This is a genomic window from Oscillatoria sp. FACHB-1406 (assembly GCF_014698145.1).
In the GTDB taxonomy this organism is placed as follows: Bacteria; Cyanobacteriota; Cyanobacteriia; order Cyanobacteriales; family Spirulinaceae; genus FACHB-1406.
Window position 1 is genome coordinate 63,476 of the sequence record NZ_JACJSM010000021.1, and the last position, 13,312, is coordinate 76,787.

Sequence of the window (13,312 nt, forward strand, 5' to 3'; positions counted from 1 at the left end):
TATGTTGCGGAAATTCCAGCTTTGAAAGGATGTTTGGTTCGAGGATAAACGTTATTAGAAACTTTGGCAGAACTGGAAATTGTCTCCAAACTCTGGCTAGAAACTGCCCAACAATACGGACAGAAATTACCGGATGCGGAAAAAGAGATGCAAAAGGTTAAAGCTTTGAGCGATAGTGGTTGAAGTGTTGAATGTGAAACGATGCTTCCGTTCGTGCTTCCTCCTTCTTATATCAAGAAATCTTGACAAGCTTCCCCGAAAATTCTCGCCCCCACAAACTCTAACCTCTTAGCCCGCCCTAGCTTACCGCTGGTTCAATCCAACTCTAAACCCTTTCAAAAGTTTTCCCCCTTCCCGTGGCTAAAACTCGGACAATAGAGGTAGATTAATAAGTTTGTCGATTAGCATTGTGCCGAAACGGAGGAGAAAAGATGGTTGCTGATGTTGCCATGAATCGAGATTACGAAGCGAAAACCCAACAAATCGCGAAAGAATTAATTGCGGCGACGCGAGAGAAGCGATCGCTCTTCAGCCAAATGCGCGATACGATGCGTTTGGAGGAGAAACTACTCGATTGGGCGATGGCGAATCCGGGATTGCGCTATCAGTTGTTTAGTTTTATCGATTGTTTGCCCGCATTGCGCAGTAAAGCGGAAATCGCGCGGCATTTCCAGGAGTATCTCAGCGATAAATCGGTGGAATTGCCGGGAATGCTCAAAAATATGCTCAATTTCGCCGATGCGAGTTCTCCCCCCGCGCAACTCGCCGCGACGACGGTAGAACAATCGGTGAAAACCCTCGCCTATAAGTACATCGCGGGCGAAAATATCCCCAAAACGATTAAAACCATCGAGCGTTTGCGTAAAGAAAAGCTTGCCTTTACCATCGATTTATTGGGCGAGGCGGTGATTGCGGAGGCAGAAGCACAACGCTACCAGCAGCGATATCTGGAGTTAATCGAAGCGCTGAGTCAGGCGGCGAAGAGTTGGGGTAATATTCCCCAGATTGATGAGGCGGATGGGGAAGTTTTGCCGAAGGTGCAGGTTTCGGTGAAGTTAACCGCATTTTACTCGCAATTCGACCCGCTCGATCCTCAAGGCAGTCAGGAAAAAGTCTGCGATCGCATCCGCCCCTTACTGCGTCGGGCGAAGGAAGTGGGAGCCGCGATTCACTTCGATATGGAACAATATGAGTATAAAGATCTCACCCTTGCGATCTTAAAAGATTTGTTGATGGAGGAAGAGTTTCGCGATCGCAGCGATATCGGGATGACGATACAAGGCTATCTGCGCGACTCCTACGCAGACTTACAAGATTTAATCGCTTGGGCGAAAAAACGCGGCACGCCGGTAACAATCCGTTTGGTCAAAGGGGCATACTGGGATCAAGAAACGATTAAAGCTATTCAACACGACTGGAAACAGCCCGTTTTCAATCAAAAAGTAGCGACAGATGCCAACTACGAGCGATTAATGCAGCTTTTGCTGGAAAATCACGAATTCCTGTACGCTGCTATCGGTTCCCATAACGTCCGCACCCAAGCCAAAGCCGCCGCCATCGCCGAAACCTTGCAGATTCCCCGCCGTCGCTTTGAGATGCAAGTATTGTACGGGATGGGCGATCGCCTCGCGCAAGCCTTAGTCAAACGCGGCTATCGGGTTCGGGTTTATGCCCCTTACGGCGACTTATTACCGGGAATGTCCTACTTAATTCGCCGTTTGCTCGAAAATACGGCTAATTCCTCTTTCTTGCGACAAAATGCAGCCGAAGTTTCCATCGAAGAACTCATCGCCCCGCCGAAAGTTGAAACCGAACAACCGTTAATCGCTAAATCCCCTTTCCCTAACGCCGCCGATACTAACTACGCCGAAGTTGACGTGCGCCGCCAAGCCCAGGAAGCCTTAGCTAGCGTTCGCAATTCCCTCGGTAAAACCTATTTACCCCTGATTAACGGCGAATACATCCAAACTGAATCCTTTTTAGACTCCCTCAATCCCTCCAATCCGGCGGAAGTTGTCGGTAAAGTCGGACAAATTTCCCTCGAACAGGCAGAAGAAGCGATCGCAGCGGCAAAAGCAGCGTTTCCCGCATGGCAGAAAACCCCTGCCTCCGAACGCGCCGCTATCCTTCGCACTGCTGCCGATATCATGGCATCTCGCCGTCACGAACTTTCCGCTTGGATTTGCGTGGAAGTGGGCAAAATTTTGCCGCAAGCGGATGCAGAGGTATCGGAAGCGATTGATTTCTGCCGCTATTACGCCGATGAGATGGAACGGTTGGATGCGGGTTATCAGTACGATATCGCCGGGGAAACGAACCGCTATTTCTATCAACCGCGCGGCTTGGCGGTGGTGATTTCGCCTTGGAATTTCCCGATGGCGATTGCAACGGGGATGACAGTGGCGGCGTTAGTCGCCGGGAATTGCACGTTATTGAAGCCTGCTGCCCCTTCTTCGGTGATTGCCGCCAAAATTGCCGAAATTCTCGTTGCAGCGGGCTTCCCGAAGGGTGTATTTCAGTACGTGCCGGGGAAAGGTTCGACGGTGGGGAATCGTTTGGTGGCGCATCCGGACGTACATTTAATTGCGTTTACGGGTTCCCAGGAAGTGGGCTGCCATATCTATGCAGAAGCGGCGAAGTTGCAACCCGGACAGAAGCACCTGAAGCGGGTGATTGCAGAGATGGGCGGTAAGAATGGGATTATTATCGATGAGAGTGCGGATTTAGACCAAGCGGTGGCTGGGGTTGTGGCTTCGGCATTCGGCTACACGGGGCAGAAATGTTCGGCTTGTTCGCGCGCGATCGCGTTGGAGCCGGTATATGATGCTTTTGTGGAGCGTTTAATCGAAGCGACGAAATCCTTGAATATCGGGGCTGCGGAAGAACCGAGTACGCTGGTTGGGCCGGTAGTGGATAAGGCAGCACGCGATCGCATTTTGGAGTATATCGCGATCGGCAAGCAGGAAGCTACCCTCGCCCTAGAACTGCCGATACCGGAGACGGGGTATTTTATCTCGCCTACCGTTTTTACCGATGTTGCGCCCAATGCAACCATCGCCAAAGAGGAAATTTTCGGCCCGGTTTTGGCAGTGATGAAAGCGAAAAACTTTGAGGAAGCGTTGGAGATTGCCAATAGTACCAACTATGCCCTCACTGGGGGGGTGTATTCTCGCACGCCTTCGCACATCCAGCGCGCCTATGCTGAGTTTGAGGTGGGGAACTTGTATGTGAATCGTACCATTACCGGCGCGATCGTTTCCCGGCAACCCTTCGGCGGTTTCAAGCTGTCTGGGGTGGGTTCAAAAGCGGGTGGCCCGGATTATTTGTTACAATTCCTGGAACCGCGTCATGTGACGGAGAATATTCAGCGTCAGGGTTTTGCGCCGATTGAAGGGGCGGAGTAGTTTTAGTGAGGGCGCAGGTTATGCGCCCTTGACAGGTTTACTCAGAGATAGTCAAAGCATCAGGTATGCCCAAAAAAGTACGAGAATTAAAACAAATCCTTCGCAAAGCAGGGTTTACAGAACTTCCCGGTAAAGGAAGTCATACGAACTGGGTACATCCGTTATATGCGGGAAAGCTTACAATTGCTGGTAAAGATAGTTCGGACGCGAAACGCTATCAGGAAAAAGCTGTTGAAGAAGCGATTTCTGAAATTGAGGGAAGGGCAAATGAGCAATAAATTTAAGTATCAGATGGTGATTCAATGGTCTGAAGAAGATAATTGTTTTTTAGTCGGATTTCCCGACTTTCCCGGACAGAGATGGCGCTCGCACGGCGATTCGTATGAAGAAGCAACAGCCAATGGAATTGAAGCTTTAGAGTCTTTGATTATGGCTTATGAAGCAACCCACGAACCTTTGCCAGAACCGACCGTTTATGAAGTTGCGTAAAACAACATATAGCGCGATGACTTCCTGTATCAGTACAAAAATAGGCAGACAAAGCTTATGAACTCTGACGTTTCGACGAAATCCTGAGTTATGGTTGCTGCTTGTTCACTTTTAAAAGCAATTACTATCTGAATGCTATGTTCGATTTAAACCAAGCTTGGAAATGTGTTGCTGAACTAAGAGGACATTCCAGTTGGATTTATGGAGTTCCAATTATTTCTAATGCAATGTTAGCGAGTGTTAGTGGCAGCAAAATTCTATTATGGAATTTGAACACTCAAGAAATAGATTATGTTTTTGAAGAACATACAAATGTCATACTCTCTCTGAGTCTTAGCTCTGATAATCGGATTTTGACCAGCGGTAGTCTTGATAAGACAGTTTGCCTTTGGAACTTAGAAACAAAAGACCTAATTTGTAGGCTTGCAAAACGCAAAGATCCGATTAACTCAGTCGTGTTTAGTCCTGACAATAAGTTACTTGCAAGTGGAGGAGAAAGTAAATACCGAACCGCTGATGGACAAAAAACAACTATTTATCTTTGGAAAGTTGATAGCAAGGAATTAGTTCGCACTTTTGTCGGACACGATTTGAGAGTAAATACTCTTGCCTTCAGTCCTGATGGGCAAACTCTGGCTAGTGGAAGTAATGACCATACTGTTAGATTATGGGATGTCAATTCGGGTAGACAGTTGTATATTTTAGAGGGACACTCTAGCAAGATTGGTACAGTTGCTTTTACTCCAGATGGAGGCAGTCTAATTAGTAGTGGTGGCGGTGGTATCAAAGTGTGGAATGTACAAACTGGAGAATTGCAGCAGAGCCTTGCTGAACAGTCTGAATATACTCGATGCTTTGCAATCGATCCTACTGGTCAACTTCTAGCTTTTGAAGTACACAATGGGATTGAAATATGGAACCTAAGAAGTAGGGAAAAGGCGCAATACTTAGACTTCATGTCGCCAATTAGCATGAATTTCAGTGCTGACGGGAAATTCTTGGCTAGTGGAGATGCTACTGCGTTTACCGAAGAAGGTGGTTTAGTAAAAGTGTGGAGTGTTCCAACGCTAGAGTTTGTAGCAGATCGAGTTGACCAAAACTCTGCTAGCTCCGAATTGGCTGCTGAGCGTCAAAAAATTGAATCTGAGGGGTATTTTGATGTTAAAACTCTTGAAGATGCTAGGAGGCGGATAACTGCCTCCATTGTACAGCGACAGGGACAAGCTGAATTTCGGCGTAAGTTACTAAAATCTTACGGTGGTCGATGTCCAATAACTAATTGTGATGTAGAATCAGCTATTGAAGCAGCCCATATAATTCCCTATCAAGGGGCTGAAACTAATCACCCAACAAATGGTTTACCGCTCAGGGCTGACATACATACTCTGTTCGATTTACATCTAATGTCAATCCAACCAGATACCTATGGTGTTGTAATTTCCCCTGAACTTACTAGTACCTGTTACCAAGATTTAGCTGGTCGGAAACTGATTTTACCGCAGGATCGAAACGCAGTACCCGATCGAAATGCTTTAACTAAGCATCATGAAACTTTTCTCAGTAAGTGCAAGAATAGTCAGTCATCAGCAAGCTAACAACCTTTTGGCGGGAGTAGATAAGCGAACTTAGAAACGGGACATACAAAACAGCCTTATCAATGTATGAGATAGAGTTCACAGAAAATGCAATTGAAGACCTGAAATCTTTCAGAAAGACAGAGCAACAGATAATCGTATCGGGCATTGATACTCAACTCAAGTACGAACCGACTGTAGAAACTCGAAATCGTTTTCAGATGCGACCCAATGAGGTGGCTGAGTGGGAACTACGCATCGGGAAATATAGAGTCTTTTACAATGTAGAAACTCAAGTGGAGATTGTCAGTATTGAGGTAATTGGATTTAAGAGCGGAAATCAACTCTTTGTACGCGGTCAACGGAGGAAATTATGAGAGTCGTTACAATTTCAGAATCGCAAAGTTTTCTAATCGACTTACTCGAAACGGTTCGAGAAGAAGGATTGATTCTACAAACAACTGACGGTCAACAATTCGTATTGTTCTCTCTTGAGAATTGGCAAGGTTTTGATGTCGGCGACAGTGAAGATTTTGAAGAAGAAGTTAAAGCCACTTCAGAAAACAAAGAATTGATAGAATTTTTAGCTAAACGTCGAAACGAAAACAAACGAGTTTCAATGGCAGATTTGAAAAAACAGTTAGGTTTGAGTTAAAGCAACTAGAATATTGGATGAGGCAGCTTCATCATTTCAGTATAGAGCCTAAGTTATGCAAATCGCGATCGCTCTCCCTTAAGAACTCATTCAACACGCGGATTTATGAGTTACGATAGTGCTATTTCCTACGCGGCTTCGGAGACTATGGATATGACTTCAGTATCCCATCACCAACCCGTCATCATGCGTACAGAGCGAGGGCTGACAATTTCTGGCACTCGTATCACCCTCTACGATGTGATGGACTATCTAAAGGCTCAATATCCTTCAAAATTTATTTGCTCCTTATTCGATCTAACAGAGGAGCAGATTAACGTTGCTTTATCCTATATTGAAGCAAATCGCCCTGAAGTTGAAGCAGAGTATCAACTGGTTCTAAAACAAGCTGAGGAAAATCGGCAATATTGGGAAGAGCGCAGTCGCGAACACCTTGCTCGTGCAGCAAAGAGATCTCCTCAGCCCGGTCAAGAAGCTCTTTGGGCAAAACTTCAAGCGCAGAAAGCTAGATATGAGCTAGAAGCATGAACTTTTTAATCGACCATGTATAATAAATTAGTTGTTCTGGCTGGAATTAAATTTGTCAGGATATCGAGGTAATCCAATGGTCAATGTAACTGTTGATGAAATTCAGCGTGACCCATTAAAGTATCTTCAGCGTGTCGAGGCTGGTGAAGTTCTTATCATTACCCAGGCTAATAAACCGATCGCGGAACTTAGACCTATTACCAGTAATAAACAATTGCGACCATTTGGTTTATGTGCAGGCGAGTTTACCGTTCCAGATGATTTCGATGCTCCTTTGCCAGAAGAGCTTCTCAGTGTATTTGAGGGTCAATGAGAATTTTGCTCGATACGCATATCTTTTTGTGGTTCATCAGTTCGTGCCTACTCAGTGAGTGTCATGTAGTAGCATCGCGATCGCGTGCCACTACGCAAATCCCTGCGCGATCGCTCTCCCCGGCAACCCTTCGACGGTTTCAAACTTTCTGGGGGAGGTTCAAAAGCGGGCGGCTTCTAGAGCTAGCGCTAAGAAAGCTATAATGATGCCATGTCGATCGCGTTTCCTAGGAGCCGTTTATGAGTCAGCAGCTAACTCTAGAAATCAGCGATGAGGTCTACGCCGACCTACAGCGTAAAGCCAGTTCGGTGGGAATTTCTATAACGGAGTGGATAGTTACTGTTCTCAGCAGGCAGGGCAGGACGAGGCTGTCTCTAGAGCAGCAAGAGCAGGCACGGCAGAGGTTCAGAAGTCATGCAGGAGCAATCAGCTTAGGATACGCAACGGGTATAGATAACCAAGCCATTGATGCAGACCTCGCAAAAGCGTATGCCGATGAGTATTAAAACTGGAGTTGTGCTGTGCTTTTAGACACATCAGGCTTGCTGTGCTACCTGCATCGCGATGAGCCGCAGCATGAGAAAGCCGTACAACTTATCCATGCTTCAAGCAATGGGCTTTTGACTCACGGTCATGTCCTGGCTGAATTGGTTGCTCTTGCACTGATTCGCCGCCTCCCTCGAGCTAAGGTTCTAGAGTTTGTAGTTGATTTAGTTGACAACCCAGATATTGAAACGGTCTGGGTTGATGAGCAACTGCACCGAGAAGCGATGCAACTTTTGGTCGCTCGGCAGGACAAGGGGTATTCCTTATGCGATGCGGTCAGCTTTATCCTGATGCGCCAGTGTGGGATAACCGATGGATTGACAACAGATCGCCATTTTGAGCAGGAAGGGTTTGTTAGACTCTTGCCGCCAGCTAGCTAATACCTCAGTGCCGCAGCGCAGTTTCAATTTTAGAGCAGAACGCAAAGGTCATCGCTCTCCCTTAAGAACTCATTCAACATCGCGATCGCGTGCCACTACGCGAATCCCTTGAGGGTCAATGAGAATTTTGCTCGATACGCATATCTTTTTAATGAGGCAGCTTCAACCTTTCACCTTAGAGCCTAAGTTACGAAAATCGCGATCGCTCTCCCTTAAGAACTCGTTCAACATCGCGATCGCGTACCACTACGCAAATCCCTGCGCGATCGCCTTGCCCATAATAATCTTAGCAGTTCTTATACACCTTTCTCAGCTTTGATTATAGGCATCTAAAAACTCCTCTCTCGGCAGGCCAACCTGCGTACAAATAGCTCGAAGTGTTCCACTTTTAATCGCTGAGTGATTTGGCATCACTAAAGGCGTAACTGTTCCATCTTCATTCTTGCGTTGCATCACAATATGTTCTCGCTCTCGAATCATCTCGAAGCCTAATAGCTCAAAGGCTTTAACAACCCGCTTTTTAGGTGCATCAACTGGAAACTTGGGCATTAAAGGGCGACTCCTGCCTCAGTAATGAATACTTCAACTGAGAGAATCTCTTCTAATAATTCTTTACCAAATATCTCGATATAACAAGCAATTGCCGATTTGACATCTGACAGAGCTTCCTCATAAGTGTTGCCTTGACCGACAATCGCACCAACAACACCAATGGGATAAGCAACATATCCATCAGAATGTTTTTCAATCACTATCTTTAATTGATTCATTGATTTTTTCAACAACAGGAGCAAGTTGATTGCCTCTAAGTCACGAAAAGATTTGACATTTTGAGTGTCTTAATTATAACTTAAGTTCCTCGCTCTAATTACCCACCCAGGCGTTGCCGAATCTCTTCCAACAATGTTCCCTCTGGATTAGCGTCGGTTTGTTGGGAGCGATTTTAAACAAAGTTTGACAGGTTTAACTCCTTTTTAGATGACCTATACATGAATGTACTGATTTAGGGCTGGTGGGTGCTGCTCCATGCTACAAAATTAATCTGTAGAGACGTTGTATACAACGTCTCTACAGGCGATTTGTTCTTTCTTAAGTCAGTGCCATTCACCTATACATTGATGGAAGAGTGGTGCGTTACGCTTCGCTAACACACCCTACGGAGTTTTAACTGCTAAAGCCGCGTTTTCCCCTCCAATCTTGCCCCACTTTGTCGCAATTTCTCTTCGCTCAACTTCCCCTGCTTCTGGGCTTCTAACAATGCCTTCATCGCCGGATAATATAAGTCTTTATCGTAGGCAATTAGAATCAAATCGACTCCCGCATTGAGAGCGTAAATTGTCGCGTTTTTGAAACCATAGCGGCTATGATAAACGGCGTACATACTAAAGTCATCGGTAATCAAAATTCCGTCGTGCTGCCATCGATCGCGCAAAACCCCAGAAATCACTTTTGAGGAGAAGGAAACGGGATAGTTGGGGTCGAGTTGCGCTAAGATGGGATGCCCGAGCATGGTAAGGGCTGGGCTGTTTTTCAAAACTTCTCGGAAGGGAACCCAATCTTCGGCTTCGAGTTCCGCGATCGCGGTTTCTAAAACTGCACTATTGAGATGAGTATCTTCAGTTACTCTCCCTAAACCGGGGAAATGTTTGAGCGTACAATAGACGTTCTGTTGCAACAATCCCTCGCAATAGCTTTTGGCAGCGCGAGAAACTACGGCGCGATCGCGGGAAATGGCGCGGCGATAAATTAAGGAGAAGCGATCGCGCGGATTGATAATCTTATGGTTAAGATCGACGACGGGCGCAAAGTTTAGATTAATCCCTAATTCGGCTAATTCTTTGCCCTGCTGCGTGGCATAATCGAAGGCAGCTTTTTCTTGCTGGGCGGGCGTTTTGGCTTCGGCAATCGCAGCGGAAAGTTGAGGTAGCTTGCTGAGAGGTGGCGAGAGACGAGAGACGATTCCGCCTTCTTGGTCGGTGGCAATCCAGAGGGGAGATAAGTTCTGTTGTTTGCGGATATTTTGAAGGGTTTGAATTTCTTGCTGAATTTCAGCTTTGGTTTTGCCCTCAATGTTTCTTCGGGTTATGAAAATTCCCGCGATCGCGCGTTTTTCCACCAGCGCCCGCACTTCCTCAACCTTGCGATAGCCAACGATGAAATGTTCCCCTAATCGTTCCACTTGTGACGCTTCAGCGCTTAAAACCGCTCGTTTTTCGGATTGAAGTTGGGCGGTGAAAGCGAGCAAAATTGAGAGTCCGGCTGCGGTTAAAACCAGGATCGAAATCTTTAAAATTCGTGCTTTTAAATTGGGGCTTGAAAAGCGTGCAAGTTGTGCTATGATAATAATTAAACTTAGGGCAGCTATGGCCCAAAAAATTTCCCAACGGATACCGGCACACAGCGGCGATCGCCAATTGGCTGCAATCCCCAACGAAACCACGGCATACAGTAGTTGTAGGACTTGCAGCAGGATTCCCCCCAACCGCCGCAACTTAAACCAAAGCGCGTCCGACACCCAAAAACTCCCGCACGCTTCGCAAATATGTCGCCGCATCTTCTAGCATGGGAAAATGCCCGGTTTTAGGAATTTCGCAATACTCGATCTTCTCGTTCAACTCCGCCGCTTTTCTGCCCATTTCTGGCGGAATAATCTTATCTTTCTCGCCGCTAATTAACAGCGTCGGCATGGGTAAGCGGCTGAATTTTTCCGGCATAATTTCTACCGCCCTTTGGTTGACGCAGGTAAAAATCGTTTCCAGGGCAGCTTCGCGATCGGCCAGAAGATAATCTTCTAAAAAAGCGCGTTTATCCGGCTTGGGGATGGGGCGATGTAAAAACCGCGCCATAAACATTTGCTCGGTAAACGGAACTTTCATCAACCAGTTATAGCGGAATTTCACCACGTAACCGCCAAACTGATAAAAGGCGGCAAACGCTTTCTCGTCGTACTCAAAAATGCCGGTACAATTGAGAATCGCGCGATCGCACTTTTCCGGGTATAAGTTGAGGAATAAGACGGCAACGGAAGCGCCCATCGAATGCGCGTTGAGGATGGCGCGATCGAGGTTTAATTCTGCCATTAACGCCGCTAAATCTTCGGCGTATTCTTCCAGTTCGTAGCTCAATTCTAAAGGCGTTTGCGGCAGACGAGAACGCCCAAAACCGCGTAAATCGTAGAGCAAACAATTAAACTCATCCGAAAGCGCGATCGCGGTATTACGCCAATAACGAGCGGAACCTCCCCAACCGTGCAAAAAAATCATTACGGGGAGATTGCGGGTGCGATCGCCGATCCATTCGTAATAATGCTCGACACCGCGTACTAAAATTAAAGAAGGAGAAGGAACTTGCATTTTCCTGAATGCCGAATGTTTCTCTCATTGCAAACTTTTAAAAAATTCTCGTACTGCCGTTGGTTGATTATCGGGTTGTACGAAATTCGCCAGAATATTCAAGTCCAGATCGGGTAAAAATTTACTTTTTTCAGAGGTATTATAAGTTCCTCCTTGTAAGCAATAAAGAGAAAACTTTCCTTGCTGCCAAAACCAAACTTCCTTCACGCCTAACCCCAAATAAACTTGCAATTTATTGAGTCCACCGCTCGTTACAATGACTTCTAGCGCAAAATCGGGAATATTTTTTAAATCTCCCACGCAGTAACATTCATCGGGTTCCAATCCTCGTGCTTCTGCCTCATTGCGGTAGGTTGTCGAACCGCAACCGTGAAGATCGAGATTCCGAGCTAAAGCGTAAGTTTCTAAAAGGCGACCGATAATCGTTTTCTCGCGCTCGTGCTGGGGAGAAAGAATCATAATTTCTAGAAATTCTTGGCAATAGGTGAGGCGTAACCCCGGTACATCTTCGAGGACGCGATCGAGATCTATATATTGTTGCCAATTAATATCGTTTAGAATCAGATGCCTATCGGTCTGACTGTCCTGTTTTTCAAGGAGTTCGAGGTTCATATCCGTTTTATAAAATTAAGAATAAAACCGTTAATCGACACTCGATAAATTTATTTTTAATAGAGGTAGAGACGTTGACTGGCAACGTCTCTATCATGCGGTTCTCAATTCACTCAATTACGCAGATTCCGGACGCATCGAAGATGGATGTAGCAATAACTCTGCCGTCGATCGCTTCTCGACCATTTCCGGGGTAATCGAACAGCGGCGCACGTCCTTGCGCGAGGGCAACTCGTACATCACATCGAGCATCAACTCTTCAACGATACTGCGTAACGCCCGCGCTCCGGTTTTGCGCCGATAAGCTTCCCGAGCGATCGCGCGTACTGCATCCGGGCGAAACTCCAGTTGTACGTTGTCCATCTTCAACAACTTCTGATACTGCTTCACCAGTGCATTGCGCGGTTTTGTCAAAATTTCCACTAGCGCATCTTCATCCAGCGGCTCGAGAATCGCCACCATTGGCATCCGTCCGATAAACTCCGGAATCACGCCAAACTTAACCAAATCGTCCGGTTCCAGTTGCGAGAGGGCATTCACCGCACGCTGTTCGCGCGATTGGACTTCACCCGGACGCACGAAACCCATCGACTTTTGACCGACGCGGCGATCGACAATCTTATCCAATCCGACAAACGCACCGCCGCAAATAAACAGAATATTGCTGGTATCGATCTGAATGCAATCTTGGTAGGGATGCTTGCGCCCGCCTTGGGGTGGTACATTCGCGATCGTTCCTTCCAACATCTTCAACAGCGCTTGCTGTACGCCTTCGCCGGAGACATCGCGGGTAATCGAAGGATTCTCGCTCTTGCGGGCAATTTTATCGATTTCGTCGATATAAATAATGCCCCGCTGCGCCTCCTCAACATCCAAGTCCGCCACTTGCAACAGGCGCAATAAAATATTCTCAACATCTTCGCCCACGTAACCCGCTTCCGTCAGCGTCGTTGCATCGGCTACGGCAAACGGCACATCGAGAATCTTCGCCAAGGTTTGCGCGAGAAGCGTTTTACCCGAACCCGTCGGCCCGATCAGCAAAATATTTGACTTTTGCAGTTCGATCGCGTCCTCGCCATTCACCTTACCATTTTGCTTGCTCTGCAAGTAGCTAAGCCGCTTGTAATGGTTGTATACCGCCACCGACAGCACTTTCTTCGCTTCGTCCTGCCCGATCGCATATTCATCGAGATATTGCTTGATTTCCGTCGGTTTGGGAATCTGGTTAAAGGTCAAGCGTTCTGGCTGAGCGCGACGTTTGGGCGGTCGTTCCTCGGAACGCGCTACAGGTTGAGGCACCGGACTCGAGGAATCGATCAACTCCTCATCTAAGATCTCGTTGCATAACTCGACGCATTCATCGCAGATATAAACGCCGGGACCGGCGATTAATTTGCGGACTTGCTCTTGAGATTTACCGCAGAAAGAGCATTTCAGATGGGAGTCGTATTTTGGCAT

Annotated in this window: 14 protein-coding genes; 8 read left to right on the forward strand and 6 right to left on the reverse strand. The window is 46.8% G+C overall.

Features of this window, described 5'->3' with window-relative positions; genetic code table 11:
- The first annotated feature begins 431 nt into the window (after window positions 1-431).
- From pruA to H6G50_RS18295, 8 genes are all read left to right on the forward strand, one after another.
- Window positions 432-3,404 (forward strand): L-glutamate gamma-semialdehyde dehydrogenase, encoded by a 2,973-nt coding sequence (gene pruA / locus H6G50_RS18260; protein ID WP_190719402.1) that lies wholly within the window; start codon window positions 432-434, stop codon window positions 3,402-3,404.
- Window positions 3,405-3,469: 65 nt separating this feature from the next.
- On the forward strand, window positions 3,470-3,682 hold the full coding sequence (locus H6G50_RS18265) for a type II toxin-antitoxin system HicA family toxin (protein WP_190719404.1): 213 nt from the start codon (window positions 3,470-3,472) through the stop codon (window positions 3,680-3,682).
- Window positions 3,672-3,893, forward strand: coding sequence for a type II toxin-antitoxin system HicB family antitoxin (locus tag H6G50_RS18270; protein ID WP_190719407.1), 222 nt, complete (start codon window positions 3,672-3,674; stop codon window positions 3,891-3,893). The genes H6G50_RS18265 and H6G50_RS18270 overlap by 11 nt, the downstream gene beginning before the upstream one ends.
- A 137-nt stretch (window positions 3,894-4,030) precedes the next feature.
- Window positions 4,031-5,488: an HNH endonuclease gene (locus H6G50_RS18275; RefSeq protein WP_190719410.1), complete on the forward strand. Its 1,458-nt coding sequence runs from the start codon at window positions 4,031-4,033 to the stop codon at window positions 5,486-5,488.
- Between the two features lie 352 nt (window positions 5,489-5,840).
- Window positions 5,841-6,122 carry a hypothetical protein gene (locus tag H6G50_RS18280; RefSeq protein WP_190719412.1) on the forward strand — a complete coding sequence of 94 codons (282 nt, stop codon included), beginning with the start codon at window positions 5,841-5,843 and terminating at the stop codon, window positions 6,120-6,122.
- A 153-nt stretch (window positions 6,123-6,275) separates the two neighbouring features.
- A complete protein-coding gene (locus tag H6G50_RS18285) occupies window positions 6,276-6,650 on the forward strand; it encodes a DUF433 domain-containing protein (protein ID WP_190719414.1) in 375 nt (124 codons plus the stop codon).
- A gap of 76 nt (window positions 6,651-6,726) precedes the next feature.
- Window positions 6,727-6,963 (forward strand): type II toxin-antitoxin system prevent-host-death family antitoxin, encoded by a 237-nt coding sequence (locus H6G50_RS18290; protein WP_190719416.1) that lies wholly within the window; start codon window positions 6,727-6,729, stop codon window positions 6,961-6,963.
- 521 nt (window positions 6,964-7,484) lie between these two features.
- Entirely contained in the window at window positions 7,485-7,889 is a 405-nt protein-coding gene (locus H6G50_RS18295) for a PIN domain-containing protein (RefSeq protein ID WP_190719418.1), read from the forward strand.
- Window positions 7,890-8,198: 309 nt separating this feature from the next.
- Here H6G50_RS18295 and H6G50_RS18300 read toward each other — a convergent pair whose 3' ends face one another.
- The 6 genes from H6G50_RS18300 to clpX form a co-directional block, all read right to left on the reverse strand.
- Entirely contained in the window at window positions 8,199-8,438 is a 240-nt protein-coding gene (locus H6G50_RS18300; protein ID WP_190719419.1) for a type II toxin-antitoxin system HicA family toxin, read from the reverse strand.
- On the reverse strand, window positions 8,438-8,659 hold the full coding sequence (locus tag H6G50_RS18305; RefSeq protein ID WP_190719421.1) for a hypothetical protein: 222 nt from the start codon (window positions 8,657-8,659) through the stop codon (window positions 8,438-8,440). Before H6G50_RS18305 ends, H6G50_RS18300 begins: the two co-directional genes overlap by 1 nt.
- A 401-nt stretch (window positions 8,660-9,060) precedes the next feature.
- Window positions 9,061-10,443: a glycoside hydrolase family 3 N-terminal domain-containing protein gene (locus H6G50_RS18310; protein WP_242032887.1), complete on the reverse strand. Its 1,383-nt coding sequence runs from the start codon at window positions 10,441-10,443 to the stop codon at window positions 9,061-9,063.
- Complete coding sequence (locus tag H6G50_RS18315) at window positions 10,382-11,242, reverse strand: alpha/beta hydrolase (protein ID WP_190719423.1); 861 nt, start codon at window positions 11,240-11,242, stop codon at window positions 10,382-10,384. Before H6G50_RS18315 ends, H6G50_RS18310 begins: the two co-directional genes overlap by 62 nt.
- Before the next feature lie 24 nt (window positions 11,243-11,266).
- Complete coding sequence (locus H6G50_RS18320) at window positions 11,267-11,854, reverse strand: Uma2 family endonuclease (protein ID WP_190719425.1); 588 nt, start codon at window positions 11,852-11,854, stop codon at window positions 11,267-11,269.
- A 117-nt stretch (window positions 11,855-11,971) separates the two neighbouring features.
- Entirely contained in the window at window positions 11,972-13,312 is a 1,341-nt protein-coding gene (gene clpX, locus H6G50_RS18325; protein ID WP_190719427.1) for an ATP-dependent protease ATP-binding subunit ClpX, read from the reverse strand.

Excerpts from the sequence above, each read along its gene's own strand:
- H6G50_RS18310 (WP_242032887.1), bottom strand. The coding sequence starts at position 10,443 with ATGCGGCGACATATTTGCGAAGCGTGCGGGAGTTTTTGGGTGTCGGAC.
- H6G50_RS18265 (WP_190719404.1), top strand. The coding sequence starts at position 3,470 with ATGCCCAAAAAAGTACGAGAATTAAAACAAATCCTTCGCAAAGCAGGG.
- H6G50_RS18290 (WP_190719416.1), top strand. The coding sequence starts at position 6,727 with ATGGTCAATGTAACTGTTGATGAAATTCAGCGTGACCCATTAAAGTAT.
- H6G50_RS18300 (WP_190719419.1), bottom strand. The coding sequence starts at position 8,438 with ATGCCCAAGTTTCCAGTTGATGCACCTAAAAAGCGGGTTGTTAAAGCC.
- pruA (WP_190719402.1), top strand. The coding sequence starts at position 432 with ATGGTTGCTGATGTTGCCATGAATCGAGATTACGAAGCGAAAACCCAA.
- H6G50_RS18280 (WP_190719412.1), top strand. The coding sequence starts at position 5,841 with ATGAGAGTCGTTACAATTTCAGAATCGCAAAGTTTTCTAATCGACTTA.
- H6G50_RS18315 (WP_190719423.1), bottom strand. The coding sequence starts at position 11,242 with ATGCAAGTTCCTTCTCCTTCTTTAATTTTAGTACGCGGTGTCGAGCAT.
- H6G50_RS18270 (WP_190719407.1), top strand. The coding sequence starts at position 3,672 with ATGAGCAATAAATTTAAGTATCAGATGGTGATTCAATGGTCTGAAGAA.
- H6G50_RS18305 (WP_190719421.1), bottom strand. The coding sequence starts at position 8,659 with ATGAATCAATTAAAGATAGTGATTGAAAAACATTCTGATGGATATGTT.
- H6G50_RS18285 (WP_190719414.1), top strand. The coding sequence starts at position 6,276 with ATGACTTCAGTATCCCATCACCAACCCGTCATCATGCGTACAGAGCGA.
- H6G50_RS18275 (WP_190719410.1), top strand. The coding sequence starts at position 4,031 with ATGTTCGATTTAAACCAAGCTTGGAAATGTGTTGCTGAACTAAGAGGA.
- H6G50_RS18320 (WP_190719425.1), bottom strand. The coding sequence starts at position 11,854 with ATGAACCTCGAACTCCTTGAAAAACAGGACAGTCAGACCGATAGGCAT.
- clpX (WP_190719427.1), bottom strand. The coding sequence starts at position 13,312 with ATGCCAAAATACGACTCCCATCTGAAATGCTCTTTCTGCGGTAAATCT.